We start from the raw sequence: 16,674 nt of genomic DNA, 5'->3' as shown, positions 1-16,674 counted from the left end.
GATTGTCAGGTTCGACGGTATCGGGTGAAGAGGAACCCGGCCTCCTCCAGTACGGACGCCAGCGCGAAGCGCGCGGGGACCTGGAGAGCGGACCCGCCCGCGATCCGCTGCGCGTCCCCCGCCGTGAGCATCGGCGACACCGTCAGACAGAGCTCGTCCAGCGCCCCGGCGGCCACGAACTGCCCGAGAAGGCGGGGCCCGCCCTCCGTGAGCAGCCGGGTGAGACCCCGCTCGGCCAGGGCGGGCGCCACCCGCTCCGGCTCCACGGTCGCGCCCTCGCCGGCGATCACCACGACGGCGCCGGCCTTCTCCGCCGCGGCGATCCGGTCGGCGGGCGCGGAGGCCCCGGTCACCAGGAGCGTGGGCGTCACCGGCGCGGTGAAGAGCGGAAGCGAGAAGTCCAGGTCGAGACCGGCGCTGACGACCGCGATGGCGGGCGCCGCCGTCTGTCCGGCCGCCGCCCTGTGCCGCTCGAAGACCGCACGTGCTTTCGCCGGGCGATAACCCTCCTTGCGGACGGTCTCGGCGCCGACGACCACGGCATCGGCGAGGCTGCGCAGGGTGCCGAAGATCCGCATGTCGGTGTCGCCGGAGATCGGGTGGGCGCGGCCGTCGTGGTGGGCCGCGCCGTCGAGGGTGGACACCATGTTGGCGCGCAGCCAGGTCGTCTCCCCCTCGGGGTAGGCGTAGGCGTCGGCCAGCTCGTCGAGGCTCCACTCCCGGTCGGCCGTCTCATCCGTCCGAGGGGGCGTCCGGTCTGCTGTCCGATCTGCAGTCCGGTCCGCCGTCCGATCTGCCGTCTGGTCTGCTGTCTGGTCGGTCACAGGGAACAGGCGTCGCATATCCGCAGTCTTGCACGCCCCTTAAGCTGGGGAACCGTGTCGTCCTCCTCCGCCGCCTCCGGGCACCGCCCCATAGCCGAAGTGGCTCCGCTGTCCCTCTGCGCCCGTGAGCCCCACGTCCCGGCCGACCGACTGGTCGCCGAGATGGTGCCGCCGCCGCGCTTCGACTCGGTCCGCTTCGATACGTACATTCCGGACCCGAACCAGCCGAGCCAGACCGAGGCGGTCCGCGTCCTCAGCGGCTTCGCGGCGGGGCTCGGCGGGGCGCACGCCTCCGGCTCCGGCCGGAAGCGTTGGTTCCAGAGGAAGGCCGCCGCCCCCGCGGGCCCGCGCGGCATCTACCTCGACGGTGGCTACGGCGTCGGCAAGACCCACCTCCTCGCCTCCCTGTGGCACGCGGCGCCCGCCGCGCCCGAGCAGAAGGCCTTCGGCACCTTCGTCGAGCTCACGAACCTGGTCGGCGCGCTCGGCTTCCAGCAGACCGTGCGCACCCTCAGCGGTCACCGGCTGCTCTGCATCGACGAGTTCGAGCTCGACGACCCGGGCGACACGGTCCTGGTCTCCTCGCTGCTCTCCAAGCTCGTCGAGCAGGGCGTGGCGCTCGCCGCGACCTCGAACACGCTGCCGGGCAAGCTCGGCGAGGGCCGGTTCGCGGCCACGGACTTCATGCGGGAGATCCAGGGCCTGTCGTCCCACTTCAAGGCGTTGCGGATCGACGGCGAGGACTACCGCCACCGCGGCCTGCCCGAGGCGCCCGCCCCGTACTCGGAGGAGCAGGTCACCAAGGCGGCGTACGCCACCGACGGCGCCTCGCTCGACGACTTCCCGCACCTCCTCGCACACCTGGCCAAGGTCCACCCGAGCCGGTACGGCGCGCTGACCGACCGGCTCGCCGCCGTCTGCCTCACCGACGTGACGCCGGTGCCCGACCAGTCGACCGCCCTGCGCCTTGTGGTGCTCGCCGACCGGCTGTACGACCGAGAGGTACCGGTGCTCGCCTCCGGTGTGCCCTTCGACCGGCTCTTCAGCGAGGACATGCTGAACGGCGGATACCGGAAGAAGTACTTCCGGGCCATCTCGCGGCTCACGGCGCTCGCGCGGGACGCGAAGGGCCTCGTCGGCGAGTAGCCCCGCTCCGGCGGAGACCTCCGGCGGGGCCCCGGCGGGGACACGGGACGGCGCGCGAAGTCGGCACGTGAAACGGAAGCTACGCGCGTGGTTCCCGCGAACTAATGCGCGTGGTACACACATCCGGTCACATTCCTGTCCGCCAGCAGGAGGTTGCCCATCATGTCCGCCACTCGACGTCAGGTTCTTGCCCGAACCGGTGCCCTCGGCGCCGGAATCGCCTTCACCGGCGCCCTTTCGGAACTCTTCGCGGGCACCGCGGCCGCGCACGGGAAGGCCGGTTACGGCCCTCTCGTCCCCGACCCCAAGGGTCTGCTCGATCTGCCGAAAGGTTTCCGCTACCAGGTCCTCTCCCGCGAGGGCGAGCCCCTGCGGTCGGGTGAGGGCAGAGTCCCCAGCAACCACGACGGCATGGCCGCCTTCCGGGGCAGGAACGGCGGCGTCCACCTCGTGCGCAACCACGAGAACCGCGTCACCGGCAGGATCGGCGTGCCGACCGTCAAGGAGCTGACCTACGACCCGGCGGCCAAGGGCGGGTGTACGGCGCTCGCGCTCGACCGGCGGGACAAGGTCCTGGACGAACGCGTCGCGATCGCCGGGACCGCCGTCAACTGCGCGGGCGGTCCTACCCCTTGGGGCACCTGGCTCACCTGCGAGGAGACCGAGGACAAGGCCGGCACGAACGGCTACACCAAGGACCACGGCTTCATCTTCGAGGTCGACCCGGTGGACCCGCGGCGCACCGGAGCGGTGCCGCTGACCGCGATGGGCCGCTTCCAGCACGAGGCCGTCGCCGTCGACCCGAAGCGCGGCGTCGTCTACGAGACCGAGGACGCCTTCGAGAAGCCCTTCGGCCTCTTCTACCGCTTCCTGCCCAAGAAGCCCGGGGGCGGCCGCGGTTCGCTGCGCGCGGGCGGCCGACTGCAGGCCATGCGGGTGCCCGGCGTGCCCGACCTGTCCTCGATCCAGGAGACGGGCGCGACCTTCGACGGCATCGAATGGGTCGACGTCCCCGATCCGCTGGCCGTCCGAACGCCCATCCGCCACCAGGACTTCGGCAAGAAGGGCATCACCCACGCGCAGAAGCTGGAGGGCTGCTACTGGGGCGGCTCGTCCGTCTACTTCGTGTCGTCCTTCGCGCGCAGCGGCGACGGCTCGGCGGCCGACCACTTCGGCCAGATCTGGCGGTACGACCCGTCCGGCCGACGGCTCACCCTCGTCGTCGTGTTCGGCCCGAGCACCGACATCCAGCTGCCGGGCGAGTCCCCCGACAACATCTGCCTCGCTCCCAGCGGCGGCCTGATGGTGTGCGAGGACGGCGACGGCGCCCAGCACGTGTACGGCGTCACCCGGGGCGGCGAGGTCTACGCGATGGCCCGCAACCGCCAGAACATCGGCACCCCCGATAAGCCCGAGTGGGGCGAGTTCGCGGGCGTCACCTTCTCCCCCGATCACGACACGATGTACGTGAACTGCTACACGCCCGGCACGACGTTCGCGGTGACGGGGCCCTGGCACAAGTAGGCCCGGCACAAGTAGCGGCCCCCGGCCCGGCCCGGTGGCCCGGCCCCCGGTGACAAATCACTGGACGGGCCGGGCCCGCACGGTCGACCATGACCCGCATGAGCGACCAGAGCGACCAGAGCGGCGAGAACGACCGGAGCGAGCACCCCACGCGGTGGACCCGGGCGACCACCTATCCCGACATGTGGGCCGACCCGGACCAGGACCCACGCAACAGCGAGGGCGGCAGCCCGGACGGCGAACTCCCCACCCTCCTCGACTTCCTGACGAACTACCGCCTGACCCTCCGCATGAAGTGCGAGGGCCTGGACCCGGAGCAGCTGGCCCGCCGGTCGGTGCCGCCCTCGACGATGTCGCTCCTCGGTCTGGTCCGGCACCTCGTCGAGGTGGAGCGGGACTGGCGCAACTGGGTCAGCGACGGCGACCCGGTGCCGAAGCTGTACGGCGAGCGCGGTGCGGACTTCGACGGAGCCGTCGCCGACCAGGCCGTGGTCGACGCCGCCTTCGCCGACCTGGCACGCGAGCAGGCGGCCACCGACGCCGTGCTCGCCGGCCACCCCGACCTCGGTGAGCGGCTGGGGAAGGAAGGGATCTCGGTCCGGGAGCTGCTGGTGCACCGCATCGAGGAGTACGCCAGGCACTGCGGCCACGCCGACCTGCTGCGCGAGTGCGTCGACGGCAGGGTCGGCCAGTGACAGCCGGTGACGTCCGCTAGTACGCCGTCACGGGGTAGTGGTCCGACAGGTTCGTGTACGTGTACTCCTTGCCCCAGCTGGAGACCGTCCAGGGTGCGCTCTGCTCCTTGATCACGTTGTTGCGCCAGGTGGCGGGGCGGGCGTGGCCCTTGCGGTGGAGGACGTGATCGAGGTCCTCGCGCGGGTCGTCGGGGTAGCGCTCGGCGGCGATCGAGTTGTCGCGGGTGTCGAAGGAGTACGGGTGGCCGGTGCGGGTGTCGGCGGGGGCGAGGCCGCCGTCGGCGAGCATCGAGGCGTACTCGGAGCTGTGCGAGTCGACGTTGAAGTCGCCCGCCACGATGACCTGTTCGCCCGCGGGGATGTTCTTGGCGTCCAGGAAGGCGTCCATCTCCTTGAACTGCTTCGCGCGGGTGGCCGCGGCCTCTCCGCTGCCGCAGCCCGGGTCGGTGGACTGGGCGTGCGTGCCCACGACGTGCGCCTTCGTGCCGTTCACGTCCAGGACGGCGTAGACGAAGCCCTTGTTGGAGTACGAGTCGGAGCCGCACGCGTCCGTGTAGACGTACTGCTCCTTGCGCACGATCGGCCACTTGCTCAGGACCGTCACGCCGCCGTCCTCCGGCGTCACCGAGGAGTACGCGCCGCCGGTGGCGTCCCAGCCGCTCTTGCCCCGGCCCATCACGGGCGTCTGGTGCGGGTAGCGGGCCGCCGCGTTGGCCTTCAGCGCGTCGGACGAGGAGTTGTCGAACGCCTCCTGGAGCACGACGACGTCCTGGCCCCGGAAGAAGTCGGCGGCCGGTATCGCCTTGGCGCGGTGGTCCTGGCCCCAGTTGGGGTAGAGCGACTTGCTGAACAGGAAGGCGTTGTACGTGAGCACCTTGAGCGAGGGCGGAGCGGCGGAGGCGTCGGCGGCGGTCGCGGACGGGGCGACGGCGGCGAGCATGGCGGCGGCGAGCACGGAGGTGATCGCGGCGGCGTGGGTCCTGCGCAGCGCGGTGTGCGGCACTGAAACTCCTGGATGTGTGGGGGTGGTTGCTGCTGTGACGGCTGGTGCGGGAGGTGCGGGAGGTGCCCCCGTTCGGGCGCTCGAACATCCAAGCAGCTGTGATTACTTCTGGGGATACTTCACGTGAACACGTGGTCCCGGCCTGGCGCCGGAAGGGCCCTTGCCGGCCGTCCAGGGGTGCGCGGACGCCTTTTGGGGCGGTGAGCGGGGGCAGCGTCCGGCGCGCGCACATCCGGCCCGCGGGCGCCCTCACGGCGCCTTCCAGCGGCCATCTCAAGAAGCCTCTGACCTGCTGTTTTCACCGCCCGGCCCATACAATTGCCCCTCGGGAAAGGGGACTTGATGGATCGCAGCATTCGCACGGTCGACGATGTGATGAGACTTCTGGACGGCCTGTTCGAGCCGGCGGCCGACCGCTGGACGGCCGACGGGGCCCGGTGGTGGGACGGCTTCTACGCGGACCGCGGCAAGCCGGTGCCGTTCTTCGCGGCCAAGCCGGACGAGAACCTCGTCTCGTACGCCGAGCGGGGCCTCCTCACGCCGGGCCGCGCCCTCGACCTGGGCTGCGGCCCGGGGCGCAACGCGCTGCACCTCGCCGCCCTGGGCCACGAGGTGGATGCCGTCGACCTGTCACCCGCCGCCCTCGGCTGGGCGGCGGAGCGCGCCCGCGAGGCGGGGGCCGACATCCGGTTCCACCTCGGTGACGCCTTCGCGCTCGCGGAGACCGAGCTGGCGGGACCGTACGACCTGATCTACGACTCGGGGTGCTTCCACCACCTGCCGCCGCACCGCCGCGTCAGCTACCTCGCCCTCCTGGACCGCGTCCTGGCCCCCGGCGGCCATCTCGCCCTGACCTGCTTCGCGGCCGGTGACGGGGGCATGGGATCCGAGCTGTCCGACGCGGACTTCTACCGCGACGCCCGGCTGCACGGCGGCCTCGCGTACACGCCGGACGCACTCCGCGGGATCTTCACCGGTGCCGGTCTTACGGAGGTCGAGCTGCGCAGGATGCGGGACGAGCCGTCCGATGCGGAGCTCTTCGGTGAGCCCTTCCTCTGGACGGCCCTGTTCCGCCGCGAGCCCGGGACCGGAACCGTCACCGGGACGCGTTAAGGCCTGCCGCGGACGAGCCGCACCTTGTCGACGCCGAGCAGTCCCGCGAGCGGGACCTTCGCGGTGGTCTGCCGGGGGTCGACCGTCACCCCGTCGGAGCGCAGGACGTCGAGCAGCATCCCGGCCAGCGGCATCACCATGTGCCGTCCCCAGCAGCGTTCGGAGGCGTGGCCGAAGGGCAGGTAGCCGGGGTGGTCGTCGGGGTCGAGGGCGGCCCACCGCTCGGGGCGGAACGTGTCCGGGTCGTCCCAGAGCTCCGGGTCCCGGTGGCTGAGCAGCGGCAGGAGCAGGACGTCGTCGCCGGTGCCGATGCGGTCGTCGAGGGCGGGGTACTCGGGGGACGCGTTCCGCAGGATGTTCCAGGACGGCGGCAGCAGCCGCATGGACTCGTACAGGATGTGCTCGTTCGGCGTCTCGTCGTCGAAGGGCGCCCCGAGCCAGTACGCGTTGGCGACGAGCGTGGAGACCGTGAAGCAGACGGGGGCGGCGGCACGCCGGTACAGGCCCATGGCGTAGCGGCGGTCGCCGTAGGTGGTGGCGTCCGCGGTCAGGCCCGCGATGCTCGTGACGGGTGCGCCCGGCCGGAGTCGGCGGGGCAGGGCGGCACCGGTGGCGATGACCGTCCAGGTCAGCTTGGGCGTCAGCTCCAGGGTGCGGTCCATGAGGATGCGCAGCCGGTACGGGTCGGCGCCGAGGATCAGATCGCGCAGGTGGACGTGGCCGACGTGCGGCCACTCCCCGGTGAGGTCGAGGTTTCCCGGCACCGGCTTCTTCAGCGCCGCCCGCACGTCGCGGCCGATGGCCCGCATGACGGTGGACGCCTCGGTGCGCGGGATGGAGCGCCCGTGCAGCGGCTTGAAGGTGGGGCGTTCGCGTTCGGTGGCGGGTCGCGCGGCGAGGATCTGGTCGGTGAGGGCGGGCCCTGCGACGCCGACGGTGTCGGCGTCGAGGCGGAACACGTCCTGGCCGCGGTGGTCGCGCAGCAGGGCGTCGAGTCGCGGCGTGAAGACGGTGGTCCGCGCGAGCCGGTCGGTACCGGATATGGCCATCGGAGATCTCCAGGAGCGGGAGGCCCGTGCCCGGCGGCCGGTTGGGGGCGGCACACCGGGCACGGGCCTCAACGGCGCATTACGTCCCTACGGGATGCGCATCCGCGCGGGATGCGCGCGGTGAGTGGCTCGAGTCGGCCTAGTACCAGTGGTACCAGGCGTAGGCCTTCAGGCTCTTCTCGCCGGTGATCTTCTTCTTGAGGGAGCGGACAACCTTCATGTGCGTACCTCCGGTCGATTCCGTCGGACCCATGCCCGAACAGGGGCGACATGGACTCGTGGAGCGTCGCGGCACCCGATCAACATCCGATAAACGGACGAGCGGGACGCGTGAGCGGGGCGTCAGCGCGCCAAGAGGCCGCGCGCCCCGCGAGGTCACAGGTCGGCGAGCGCCCCGTCCACCGTGGCGAGCAGCGTCTCGCGGTCGTCCTGTACGCGGCTGAGGACGCGCAGGCCGTAGTACGTGCTCTGCACCCGGCGCGCCACCGTCCTCGCGTCGCCGGTGGACCGGATCTCGCCCGCGCGCCGCCCCTCCTCCACGACGGCGCACAGCTCGTCCTCCACCCGGTCGAAGTTGCGCCGCACCGCCTCCTTGACCTCGGGGTCGAGCCCGGCGATCTCGATGGCCGCGTTGATCGCGAAACAGCCGCGCGCGCCCCTCTCGTCGAGGTCGGCGTCGACGGCGTGGACCATCATGGCGCGCAGCCGCTCCTTCACCGGCCCCTTCCCGCCCAGGATCTCGACCTGCTCGGCGGTGGCGGTGTCGTAGTAGCGCCGGAGGGCGCGGAGGTAGAGCTGCCGCTTGCCGCCGAAGGTGTTGTAGAGGCTGGAAGGGCCGAGACCCGTGCTGTCGCACAGGTCGCGCGTCGAGGTGCCCTCGTACCCGTGGCGCCAGAACGTCTCCATGGCCGCGGTGACGACCCGGTCCTCGTTGAACTCTCGTGGTCTGGCCATGCGCCCACGGTAAAGGTTTTGGAACGTGCTTACAAAACAGGAAGGTCACCCTCCGACGACACCGACGGCCTCTATCTCGATCAGCCACGCCGGGTCGGCGAGCGCGGCGACCTGGACGAAGCTCTCCGCGGGAGGGGGCGTGCCGTAGAACTCCGCGCGGAGCGGGGCGAAGGCGTCCTGGTGCGCGACGTCCGTGACGAAGACCGTCAGCTTGACCAGCCGGTCGAGCCCGGAGCCCGCGTGGGTGAGGACGGTGGACAGGTTGGCGAGGGCCCGGCGCGCCTGGGCCTCGAAGTTCCCGGCGCCCACGGTGCGCCCGTGCTCGTCGACCGGGGCCTGCCCCGAGGTGAAGACGAGGTCGCCGACGCGGATGCCGAGCGAGATGCCCGCCGACTCGTACCAGTCGGGGTCGGCGGTGACGCGGACGCGCGAGGCACCGTCCCGGTGCTGCCCGGTGGTGCTCATGCTTCGGCCCTCGCGGTGTCGTGAGCGGTCACGGTCTTACGGTGCCCGGGCAGCGGTGGCCGTTCCCGCACCACCCTCTGAAGACGGGCCGCCCACAGCACGCCCACCGCTCCCGTGGCGGCCAGCGCGGCGCCGACCCAGGCCACCGAGGCGTAGCCGTGCCCGGCATCGATGGCCATGCCGCCGAGCAGCGGGGCGACGGTGTTGCCGACGTTGAACGCGGCCGTGTTGGTCGCGCCGACCAGCGTCGGCGCGCCCGGCGCGAGGCCGAACACCCGTGACTGCAGGGCCGGGTTGGTGACGTAGCCGACGAGGCCGAGCAGGAAGACCAGGACGATCACCACGGCCGTCACGTGCGCCGTCAGCGCGAGCAGCGCGGAGAAGACGGCGAGCGCGCCGAGCCCGAGACCGAGCGTGCCGAGGGGACGGGTCTGGCCGGTGCGTCCGCCGATCACGAGGCCCGCCATGCCGCCGACGCCGAACAGCGCGAGAACCGCGGGCACCCACCCCTCGGAGACCCCGCTCGCCTCGGTGAGCAGCGCTCCCAGATAGCTGAAGGTGACGATGACCGCCCCGAAGGCGAAGGCGGTGATGGCGTACGAGAGCCACAGCTGCGGTCGCGCCATGGCCCGCAGCTCGGCCCGGACCGAGGGGCCGGTGTCCTCGCCGCGGCCGCCGGGGACGGCGAGCAGCGTGCCGACCAGGCTCACCGCGGTGGCCGCGGCCACCGCCCAGAACGCGGCGCGCCAGCTGGAGAACTGGCTCAGCACCGTGCCCGCGGGAACGCCCACGACGGTGGCGAGCGTGAGTCCGCCGGCGACGACGGCGACCGCCCGCGCCTTGGCGTCCGCCGGTACGAGCGCCACGGCGGTGGCCACGGCGACGCCCCAGTACCCGGCGTACGCGAGGGCGCTGACCACGCGCGTCACGAACAGGACGGTGTAGCCGGGCGCGAGGGCGCCGATGACGTGGGCCACGACGAAGGCGGCCTGCAGGGAGACGAGCGCCGTGCGGCGCGGCCAGCGGAGCGTGGCGACGGCGAGCAGGGGCGCGCCGACGACCATGCCGACCGCGAAGGCCGAGATGAGCAGTCCGGCGTCGGGGACGGAGACGCCCAAGTCGTCGGCCATGCCGGGCAACAGGCCGGACAGCATGAACTCCGAGGTTCCCTGGGTGAAGATGCCCAGCCCGACGATGTACACCGCAAGCGGCATGGCGGCGGCCCTCCCGGTCGCATGCGGCCGCCCCGCTTTTGGAGCGACTGCTTCAGAACTGACGAGTGACGACGCTAGCATGTTCCGAAACGGTTGCTTCAAAAAGGTCCGGCCCACCTGACCGGCCTGCCCGGTCAGTTCACGCCGGGGTCAGCCGCCACAGCGAGGTCACCTCGGCCGCGCGGGCGGCGTGCAGCGGGTCGGTGGCGTCCGCGGCGCGCGGATGGCGCGGCGCGATGTCGTGCCGCCCCGCCACCCGCAGCCCGGCCGCGTCGAAGGACGCCAACAGGTCTTCCCGCGTGCGGAGTTCGAGGTGTTCGGCCAGGTCGGACAGGATGAGCCAGCCCTCCCCCGCGGGCTCCAGATGCTCGGCGAGCCCGTTCAGGAAGCCGTGCAGCATCGCGCCGCCCGGGTCGTACACGCCCTGCTCGACGGCGGAGGTCGGCCGGGCGGGCAGCCACGGCGGATTGCACACGACGAGCGTGGCGCGGCCCGCCGGGAAGAGGCCCGTCTCGACGACCTCCACTCGCTCCTGGAGCCCGAGCCGTTCGACGTTGTCCCGCGCGCAGGCGATGGCGCGCGGGTTGATGTCGGTGGCCACCACCCGGTCGACGCCCCGGCGGGCGAGGACGGCCGCGAGCACACCGGTGCCGGTGCCGATGTCGAACGCCGTACGCCGCGGGGGCGCGCCCCGCTCGGCCGCGCCCGGCAGCGGCACCCGCGCCACCAGGTCGACGTACTCGCCCCTGACCGGGGAGAACACGCCGTAGTGCGGGTGGATCCGGTCGTCGAGAGCGGGCACGTGCACCCCCTTGGACCGCCACTCGTGGGCGCCGATCACGCCGAGGAGTTCACGCAGGGACACCACCATCGGCCCGTCGGGCGGTCCGTACGCCTCACGGCAGGCGGCGCGCACGTCGGGCGCCCGGCGCAGCGCCAGGCCGTGGTCGTCGTCCAGGCGGACGAGCAACATGCCGAGCACGCGGGCCCGGTGGCCGCGGGCGCGACGGTGCAGGTGGAAGGAGTCGGCGACCGTGGCACCGGGCGCGGCCGCCTTGCCGGAAGCCGTCGCCTTGCGCGGCGCGGCCGCCTTCCGGTCCACGCGGCGGCCCAGGGCGCTCAGCAGCTGCCGGGCGCCGTGGAAGTCGCCGCGCCACAGCAGAGCGGTGCCCTCGCAGACCAGCCGGTAGGCCACGTCGGCCTTCGTCCGGTCGTCGGCGACGACGACGCGGCGGGGCGCCGGAGCGCCGCTCTCGGAGTGCCAGCGGGCACTGTGCACGGGAGCGTCCGGGCCGGCGCCCGTGTCGGAGCCGGTGCGGTCGTTCTCGGTCCACTCGATGCGGGGCATCAAGGACTCCTTGTGGTCGCGGGGCGCTGGGGCACGTAGAGCGCTGCGACGCGGGAGATCTCAGGGACCTGAGGGTCTACCGGGCGTACCGACGTACCGGATGTACTGGACGTACCGGAGACGAGGATATCCCGGGCCACGACCTGAACCGGAGACCCGACCTGGACCGGAGACCACGAACCGGACCGGAGACCACGACCTAGACCAGATAGAGGCCGGCGAAGTTGTTCCACCCTTCCGGCACCCAGTCGTCGGTCGTGCGCGAGGGGTCGTAGTCGAGGAGCCTGGCCAGCAGCATCAGTTCGTGCCAGGCCGCGTCGGTCTCGCGGGCCCAGGCCGCACCGGCGTTCTCCACCAGGTCCAGCGCCATGGCCACGCGCAGCTCGATGGTGGCGAGTTGTTCGCGGGCGCCCTCGGGCAGCAGGTTGCCGCGCCGGTCCATCATCGAGCGCAGCTGCCCGGCGCAGTCCGCGAGGTGCCTGCGCATGGCCCGGATGTTCGTCTCGGAGGGGCGGGGCGGCACGGACTGCTCCAGGAAGAGGCCGGAGGCGAGCGTGTGCCAGTAATGCGCTTCGTGGAACAGCGGGGCGCGCTGGTCGTCGGGCACGTCGTAGAACGCGGGAGGCGGCTCCTCGCCGTTCTTCAGCGCGTCGGCCCGGGCCTGGTCCACCCATCTCTTCGCTAACTGCCGTACGTCGTCGCGGAGTACCGGACGCATAGTGGTTCCTTCCGTCACCTTCGGGCCCCGCTCGGGGCCGCCTTCCGGGCCGTTCCGAGACTGCCTCGGCCCGTGCCCCGGTGCTGCATTGTGCGTGGCCGGAGCCCGTTGCGTGCGTCACATCGCGGAGCCCGCCGCCGGAGCGGGCGGGTCCGCCCCGGAAGATCCAGGTGTACCGCCCGCGTCTCCCGCACCAGAAAGGCACCGGCACGATGAAGCTGCACACCCACGAATGGGGCACCGGCGACCGCGTGGCCCTCCTGGTCCACGGGATCATGTCGGACCACCGGACGTGGCGTCGCGTGGGCCCCGCTCTCGCCGCCAGGGGTTACCGCGTCATCGGCGTGGACCTGCGCGGGCACGGGGCGAGCGGGCGCGGCGCGTACGGCGCGGAGATCTTCGCGGACGACCTGGTCGACACCCTGCCGACCGGCGCGGAGCTCGCGCTCGGGCACTCGCTCGGCGGTCTCGCGCTCGCCCTCGCGGCCGAGCGGCTCGCGCCCGCGCGGGCCGTGTACTCCGACCCCGCGTGGGCGCTCGGCGGCGAGGACGCGGTCGATCCCGCGGTGTTCGTGGAGTTCCAGCGGGTCCCCCGCGAGGTCATAGCGAAGTTCAACCCGCGCTGGGAGGAGATCGACGTGGACATCGAGGCCGCCACCCTCGCCGTGTGGGATCCGGACACCGCGCTGTCGCTGTCCGGCGCGGGTGCGGTCGACCGCACTCCGGCGGTCCCCGTCGTGCCCTCGCTCGTGCAGGTCGCCGACCCGAGCCCCGTCGTCGGGGGCCCGCTCAAGGAGGAGCTGGCGCGGCGCGGCTTCGAGGTGCGGACGGTCCGGGGCGCCGGGCACACCATGCACCGGGACGACTTCGACGCGTTCATGGCTTCGCTGGACGGCTGGATCTAGTCACCGGAGGGGGCTGGATCGCGGGGGGGGCGGACGCCGGACGGGTGGCGGCGCGGAGCGTTCGACGCACTCGCGCCCGATTTTCCCTATTTGTAAGCTTTACGGATATATCGTCACCGGGTGATCACTCTCGTACGGAGATGCGCCGCGCTCTGCGCCCTCGGCACCCTGACCGCCGTCCTCGCCGGGTGCGCCGGCGACACCGTCGCACCCGGCCGCCCGAGTCCCCCCGCCCGGCCCCCGGCGACCGCCCCGCCCACGCTCGCGCCGGGCCCCTCCGGTCTCACCCCCGTCTTCACGAACGGGTCCCGGACGCGCGGCCGCACCGTCGCCCTCACCTTCGACGCCGACATGACCGCGAACCAGGGCCCCCGCGCGAAGGCCGGCGAACGGTTCGACAACCCGGAGCTGGTCGCCACGCTGCGGCGGCTGAAGGTACCCGCGACGTTCTTCATGACGGGGCGGTGGGCCGAGCAGTACCCGGCCCAGGCCAAGGACATCGGCCGCGACCCCCTCTTCGAGGTCGCCAACCACTCGTACAGCCACCACGCCTTCACCGGCCGCTGCTACGGCCTGCCCGCGGTCCCCGCCGCCCGGATGCGCGCCGACATGGAGCGCGCCTTCACCGCCTTCCGCGCGGCGGGGGTCGAGCGGGCGGTGCCGTACTTCCGTTTCCCGGGCGGCTGTTACGACCGGCGGGCCCTGCGCGCGCTCGCGCCCGGCGGCGTCACCGCGGTGCAGTGGGACGTGGTCAGCGGCGACGCCTTCGCGACGGACGCCGCGGCGGTGGCCAGGCAGGTGCTGGACGGGGTGCGGCCAGGCTCGGTGGTCGTCATGCACTGCACGCGCAGCGCGGCGCCCGCGACGGAGCGCGCCCTGCGCACCATCGTCCCGGAACTGCGGGAACGCGGGTTCCGGTTCGTCCGCGTCTCGGAGCAGATCGGGACTGCGGGGGCGGCTGGGGCGGCGGGGGCGCGGAGCTAGGCTGGTCCGCATGGCGGATGAGGACCACTGCGGCGCGGACGGTTCGGCGGGCCCGGCGCCGGAGGGCGGCACGGCTCGGGAGAGCGACGCGGCGCCGGACGAGCCGCGCGCCGAGTGCGTGCTGTGCCGCGAACCCACCGAGTACCCGGAGTCCCGCAAGGGCGTCACACTCTGCCCGGCGTGCGAGTGGCAGGAGGCGCAACGGTCGGCCTGCTCCGGCTGAGGGGGTAAGAGGGTGCCCCCGGCAGACAGGGTGCCCCCGGGCAGAGAGGGTGCCCCCGCTCACCCCCGCCGCGAACACAGCGCGCACGCCGCCCACACCGCCCCCGCAGCCACGGCGAGCGCCCCCGCCGTCGCGCCCAGCGGCAGCGGTACCGTGCCCTCCCGCGAGCCCGTCGTCAGAGCGGTGAGGGCCGACTTCGCCGGGGAGCCCGTGGTGACGAGGAGGAGCAGCGACCCGAGCAGCATCGCGGGGACGGCCCGCCCAGCGGAACGCAGCAGCGGCCGGTTCGCGAGTGCTCCGAGCGCCGTGCCGAGCGACGCGCAGACCAGCATCGCGAGGAGGCCCGCCGCGCCCGCGGGGAGCCGGGGCACCGGCACCCGCGCATTGGTGCTCACCGCGTCGCTGACGGCCGTCACGACGAGCGTCGCCACGCCTCCGAGGGCGGCCGACGCGAGGAACGCGGCGAGCAGCGAGGCGAGGTGGGCCCGCCCCGGCCCCGCGGCCGCCGCGGAGCAACTGCGGGCCGCGGGCGGCTCGTTGGTCACGCAGATCCGTACCAGCCAGGCCGCCACGGGCAGCAACACCCCGGCCGCGTACGCGAGCGATTCCAGGACGGGCTGCCCGCCCTGCACGCCGACGGCGAGGAACACGGCGTACAGGATGACGGGCGGCAGCCAGCGCTGCGAGCGCACGAGCAGGGCGGTCTGATAGCGCAGCAGAGCGGGCAGCGGGGACAGCGCGGACCGCGTGGACGCCGAGGACATCACAGTTCCTCTCCGCCGTGCGCCGCCGTCGTCGTCACAGTCTCCCCGGCCCTCACCGTCACCACGTGCCACGGCGGCCATGCCGTCAGGAGCTCCCGCAGGACCCGGTCCGAGTGCGGTCCCGGGACCACGAGGCGCGTGATGCCGTCGGAGGCCCCGGGGCCCGCCGCCACGACCGCCTCCGCCACGACCGCCTCCCCCACGGCCGCTTCCGCCACGGGCGCCGGGAGCACCGCACCCTGGGGCCCCTGCACCTCGATGAGGACCGTCGGCCCCTGCCACTGCGCCGAAGTCGCTTCGGGCGTACGGCGGTTCAGGCCGGAACCGACCACCGCGTACGTCTCGTCCGCCGCACCCGCGAGTCTGCGCGGATCGTGGTCGACGAAGACCACCGCACCGCCCGCCGCCGTACGGTCGGCCACCGCGCGGTCGAGTTCGGCGCGGGCCGGGGCGTCCAGGCCGGTCCACGCCTCGTCGAGGACCAGCAGGCCGGGCTCGGCCAGCAGGGCCTGCGCCACGGCGACCTTCTGGCTGCTGCCCTTGGACAGCTCCGAGAGCGGCGTACGCGCGTACCCGGCGGCGCCGAAGCGCTCCAGCCACTCCGTCGCGCGCCGCCGCGCCGCGGTGCGCCCGAGGCCGTGGACGCGGCCCATGTGCGTGAGGTAGCCCACCGCGGTGAACGGCAGGGCGGCCGGGAAGCGTTCGGGCACGAACGCCGTGCGCGGCCGCCCGGTCACCCGGCCCTCGGAGGGCGCGTCGATGCCGGCGAGCAGCCTCAACAGGGTTGATTTTCCCGTGCCGTTGGCCCCTTCGATGCGCACCAGGGCCCCGGCCCGTATGCCGAGGTCGACACCGCGCAGCACCCACGCGCCGCCCACGCCGTAGCGGCGGCCCACCCCGTGGAGCCGCACCGCGAGATCCTGTTCCATGCGGGCCATCCTCGCGCACGCTGGCAGACTGGTGGCCGTGACCAGCGACGAGACGACCACGCCCGACGTGCGGGACAGCCCGTTCCGCCACGAGAGCACCTCGCGCGACGAGGCCCCGCAGTACGTGCTGCCCCTCGTCGCCCGCATCGAGCGCGCCGCTCCCCCAGCCCGCACCGACGCCCTGGAGACCGCGGCCCGCGCCGTCCTCGTGATGCTGAGCGACGAGCGGTCCCTCGGCGACGGCGAGTGGGCGCAGGCGATGCGCGACTGGCAGGACGCCCGCATCCGCAAGGTGGTGCGCAGGGCGCGCGGCGCCGAGTGGCGCAGGGCTGAGGCGCTGCCCGGCATCACGGTCACCGGCAAGTCGGCGGAGGTCCGGGTCTTCCCGCCGGTCCCCCTGGACGGCTGGCCCAAGGAGCTGGCGCGGCTCCAGGTGTCGGGCACGGACCTGGACGACCCGGAGCCCCCGGCGGGTGCCGACCCGGCGCACCCGGTCCTGTGGATGAGCCCCGAGGTCGACATGTCGGCGGGCAAGGCGATGGCCCAGGCGGGCCACGGCGCACAGCTGGCCTGGTGGGAGCTGCCGGCCGAGGAGCGCACGGCCTGGCGCGAGGCGGGCTTCCCGCTCTCCGTCCGCACCCCCGGGGCCGGGCACTGGCGCACCCTGACGACGAGCGGCCTCCCGGTGGTCCGCGACGCGGGCTTCACCGAGATCGCCCCGGGCTCCTGCACTGTGGTGGCCGACCACCCGGCCCTGCGCCGCTGACGCCCACGCCGTCGACGCCCGCCCGCGAGGACGATTCCGCGCCGGAGGGC

19 protein-coding genes are annotated in these 16,674 nt (G+C 73.2%); 8 read left to right on the top strand and 11 right to left on the bottom strand.

Going from position 1 to position 16,674, the window contains the following annotated elements; all coding sequences use genetic code 11:
• Positions 1-5: 5 nt before the first annotated feature.
• A complete protein-coding gene (locus ACH4D5_RS23485) occupies positions 6-842 on the bottom strand; it encodes a pyrimidine reductase family protein (RefSeq protein WP_398305800.1) in 837 nt (278 codons plus the stop codon).
• A gap of 36 nt (positions 843-878) precedes the next feature.
• Here ACH4D5_RS23485 and zapE point away from each other — a divergent pair, with 36 nt between their 5' ends.
• The 3 genes from zapE to ACH4D5_RS23470 all read left to right on the top strand — a co-directional run bounded on the left by zapE (position 879) and on the right by ACH4D5_RS23470 (position 4,189).
• Positions 879-1,970: a cell division protein ZapE gene (gene zapE / locus ACH4D5_RS23480; RefSeq protein ID WP_398305797.1), complete on the top strand. Its 1,092-nt coding sequence runs from the start codon at positions 879-881 to the stop codon at positions 1,968-1,970.
• A gap of 162 nt (positions 1,971-2,132) precedes the next feature.
• Entirely contained in the window at positions 2,133-3,494 is a 1,362-nt protein-coding gene (locus tag ACH4D5_RS23475) for a PhoX family protein (protein ID WP_398305794.1), read from the top strand.
• 89 nt (positions 3,495-3,583) lie between these two features.
• A complete protein-coding gene (locus ACH4D5_RS23470; RefSeq protein ID WP_398305791.1) occupies positions 3,584-4,189 on the top strand; it encodes a DinB family protein in 606 nt (201 codons plus the stop codon).
• Between the two features lie 16 nt (positions 4,190-4,205).
• On the opposite strand, the gene sph is transcribed toward ACH4D5_RS23470, so the two are convergent.
• Positions 4,206-5,192, bottom strand: coding sequence for a sphingomyelin phosphodiesterase (sph, locus tag ACH4D5_RS23465; protein ID WP_398305788.1), 987 nt, complete (start codon positions 5,190-5,192; stop codon positions 4,206-4,208).
• A gap of 342 nt (positions 5,193-5,534) precedes the next feature.
• On the opposite strand from sph, the gene ACH4D5_RS23460 reads away from it, so the two are divergent.
• Positions 5,535-6,305: a class I SAM-dependent methyltransferase gene (locus ACH4D5_RS23460; RefSeq protein WP_398305785.1), complete on the top strand. Its 771-nt coding sequence runs from the start codon at positions 5,535-5,537 to the stop codon at positions 6,303-6,305.
• Here the strand turns inward: ACH4D5_RS23460 and ACH4D5_RS23455 are convergent.
• The 7 genes from ACH4D5_RS23455 to ACH4D5_RS23425 form a co-directional block, all read right to left on the bottom strand.
• Positions 6,302-7,354, bottom strand: coding sequence for a cytochrome P450 (locus ACH4D5_RS23455; RefSeq protein WP_398305782.1), 1,053 nt, complete (start codon positions 7,352-7,354; stop codon positions 6,302-6,304). The genes ACH4D5_RS23460 and ACH4D5_RS23455 overlap by 4 nt on opposite strands.
• Before the next feature lie 139 nt (positions 7,355-7,493).
• Positions 7,494-7,607: a tryptorubin family RiPP precursor gene (locus tag ACH4D5_RS23450; RefSeq protein WP_398305779.1), complete on the bottom strand. Its 114-nt coding sequence runs from the start codon at positions 7,605-7,607 to the stop codon at positions 7,494-7,496.
• Positions 7,608-7,729: 122 nt separating this feature from the next.
• Complete coding sequence (locus ACH4D5_RS23445; protein WP_398305776.1) at positions 7,730-8,308, bottom strand: TetR/AcrR family transcriptional regulator; 579 nt, start codon at positions 8,306-8,308, stop codon at positions 7,730-7,732.
• Positions 8,309-8,353: 45 nt separating this feature from the next.
• Positions 8,354-8,773 (bottom strand): RidA family protein, encoded by a 420-nt coding sequence (locus ACH4D5_RS23440; RefSeq protein WP_398305773.1) that lies wholly within the window; start codon positions 8,771-8,773, stop codon positions 8,354-8,356.
• Positions 8,770-9,987 carry a Cmx/CmrA family chloramphenicol efflux MFS transporter gene (locus ACH4D5_RS23435; RefSeq protein ID WP_398305770.1) on the bottom strand — a complete coding sequence of 406 codons (1,218 nt, stop codon included), beginning with the start codon at positions 9,985-9,987 and terminating at the stop codon, positions 8,770-8,772. The genes ACH4D5_RS23440 and ACH4D5_RS23435 overlap by 4 nt, the downstream gene beginning before the upstream one ends.
• Positions 9,988-10,126: 139 nt before the next feature.
• Positions 10,127-11,335: a methyltransferase gene (locus ACH4D5_RS23430; RefSeq protein ID WP_398305767.1), complete on the bottom strand. Its 1,209-nt coding sequence runs from the start codon at positions 11,333-11,335 to the stop codon at positions 10,127-10,129.
• A gap of 199 nt (positions 11,336-11,534) precedes the next feature.
• Positions 11,535-12,053: a hypothetical protein gene (locus ACH4D5_RS23425; RefSeq protein ID WP_398305764.1), complete on the bottom strand. Its 519-nt coding sequence runs from the start codon at positions 12,051-12,053 to the stop codon at positions 11,535-11,537.
• 212 nt (positions 12,054-12,265) lie between these two features.
• Between ACH4D5_RS23425 and ACH4D5_RS23420 the strand changes: the two genes are divergently transcribed.
• The 3 genes from ACH4D5_RS23420 (at position 12,266) to ACH4D5_RS23410 (ending at position 14,165) form a co-directional block, all read left to right on the top strand.
• Complete coding sequence (locus tag ACH4D5_RS23420; RefSeq protein ID WP_398305761.1) at positions 12,266-12,958, top strand: alpha/beta fold hydrolase; 693 nt, start codon at positions 12,266-12,268, stop codon at positions 12,956-12,958.
• 120 nt (positions 12,959-13,078) lie between these two features.
• Entirely contained in the window at positions 13,079-13,942 is an 864-nt protein-coding gene (locus ACH4D5_RS23415) for a polysaccharide deacetylase family protein (RefSeq protein ID WP_398305758.1), read from the top strand.
• 10 nt (positions 13,943-13,952) lie between these two features.
• Entirely contained in the window at positions 13,953-14,165 is a 213-nt protein-coding gene (locus ACH4D5_RS23410) for a hypothetical protein (RefSeq protein ID WP_398305755.1), read from the top strand.
• Positions 14,166-14,224: 59 nt separating this feature from the next.
• On the opposite strand, the gene ACH4D5_RS23405 is transcribed toward ACH4D5_RS23410, so the two are convergent.
• Complete coding sequence (locus ACH4D5_RS23405; protein ID WP_398306062.1) at positions 14,225-14,893, bottom strand: ABC transporter; 669 nt, start codon at positions 14,891-14,893, stop codon at positions 14,225-14,227.
• A gap of 35 nt (positions 14,894-14,928) precedes the next feature.
• On the bottom strand, positions 14,929-15,858 hold the full coding sequence (locus ACH4D5_RS23400) for an ATP-binding cassette domain-containing protein (protein ID WP_398305752.1): 930 nt from the start codon (positions 15,856-15,858) through the stop codon (positions 14,929-14,931).
• Between ACH4D5_RS23400 and ACH4D5_RS23395 the strand changes: the two genes are divergently transcribed.
• Positions 15,857-16,624 (top strand): peptidyl-tRNA hydrolase, encoded by a 768-nt coding sequence (locus tag ACH4D5_RS23395; protein WP_398305749.1) that lies wholly within the window; start codon positions 15,857-15,859, stop codon positions 16,622-16,624. The two genes, ACH4D5_RS23400 and ACH4D5_RS23395, sit on opposite strands and share 2 nt — an antisense overlap.
• Positions 16,625-16,674 lie beyond the last annotated feature (50 nt).

This window comes from Streptomyces sp. NPDC018029 (genome assembly GCF_044327655.1).
Classification (GTDB): Bacteria; Actinomycetota; Actinomycetes; order Streptomycetales; family Streptomycetaceae; genus Streptomyces.
The sequence above is the reverse complement of the archived record's forward strand: the minus strand, read 5'-3'. Positions and strand labels throughout refer to the sequence as shown.

What these genes read in the sequence shown, in the direction of transcription:
- ACH4D5_RS23485 (WP_398305800.1), bottom strand. Translation starts at nt 842, where the DNA reads ATGCGACGCCTGTTCCCTGTGACCGACCAGACAGCAGACCAGACGGCA.
- ACH4D5_RS23475 (WP_398305794.1), top strand. Translation starts at nt 2,133, where the DNA reads ATGTCCGCCACTCGACGTCAGGTTCTTGCCCGAACCGGTGCCCTCGGC.
- ACH4D5_RS23470 (WP_398305791.1), top strand. Translation starts at nt 3,584, where the DNA reads ATGACCCGCATGAGCGACCAGAGCGACCAGAGCGGCGAGAACGACCGG.
- ACH4D5_RS23460 (WP_398305785.1), top strand. Translation starts at nt 5,535, where the DNA reads ATGGATCGCAGCATTCGCACGGTCGACGATGTGATGAGACTTCTGGAC.
- ACH4D5_RS23455 (WP_398305782.1), bottom strand. Translation starts at nt 7,354, where the DNA reads ATGGCCATATCCGGTACCGACCGGCTCGCGCGGACCACCGTCTTCACG.
- ACH4D5_RS23450 (WP_398305779.1), bottom strand. Translation starts at nt 7,607, where the DNA reads ATGGGTCCGACGGAATCGACCGGAGGTACGCACATGAAGGTTGTCCGC.
- ACH4D5_RS23445 (WP_398305776.1), bottom strand. Translation starts at nt 8,308, where the DNA reads ATGGCCAGACCACGAGAGTTCAACGAGGACCGGGTCGTCACCGCGGCC.
- ACH4D5_RS23440 (WP_398305773.1), bottom strand. Translation starts at nt 8,773, where the DNA reads ATGAGCACCACCGGGCAGCACCGGGACGGTGCCTCGCGCGTCCGCGTC.
- ACH4D5_RS23435 (WP_398305770.1), bottom strand. Translation starts at nt 9,987, where the DNA reads ATGCCGCTTGCGGTGTACATCGTCGGGCTGGGCATCTTCACCCAGGGA.
- ACH4D5_RS23430 (WP_398305767.1), bottom strand. Translation starts at nt 11,335, where the DNA reads ATGCCCCGCATCGAGTGGACCGAGAACGACCGCACCGGCTCCGACACG.
- ACH4D5_RS23425 (WP_398305764.1), bottom strand. Translation starts at nt 12,053, where the DNA reads ATGCGTCCGGTACTCCGCGACGACGTACGGCAGTTAGCGAAGAGATGG.
- ACH4D5_RS23420 (WP_398305761.1), top strand. Translation starts at nt 12,266, where the DNA reads ATGAAGCTGCACACCCACGAATGGGGCACCGGCGACCGCGTGGCCCTC.
- ACH4D5_RS23410 (WP_398305755.1), top strand. Translation starts at nt 13,953, where the DNA reads ATGGCGGATGAGGACCACTGCGGCGCGGACGGTTCGGCGGGCCCGGCG.
- ACH4D5_RS23395 (WP_398305749.1), top strand. Translation starts at nt 15,857, where the DNA reads ATGCGGGCCATCCTCGCGCACGCTGGCAGACTGGTGGCCGTGACCAGC.
- ACH4D5_RS23400 (WP_398305752.1), bottom strand. Translation starts at nt 15,858, where the DNA reads ATGGAACAGGATCTCGCGGTGCGGCTCCACGGGGTGGGCCGCCGCTAC.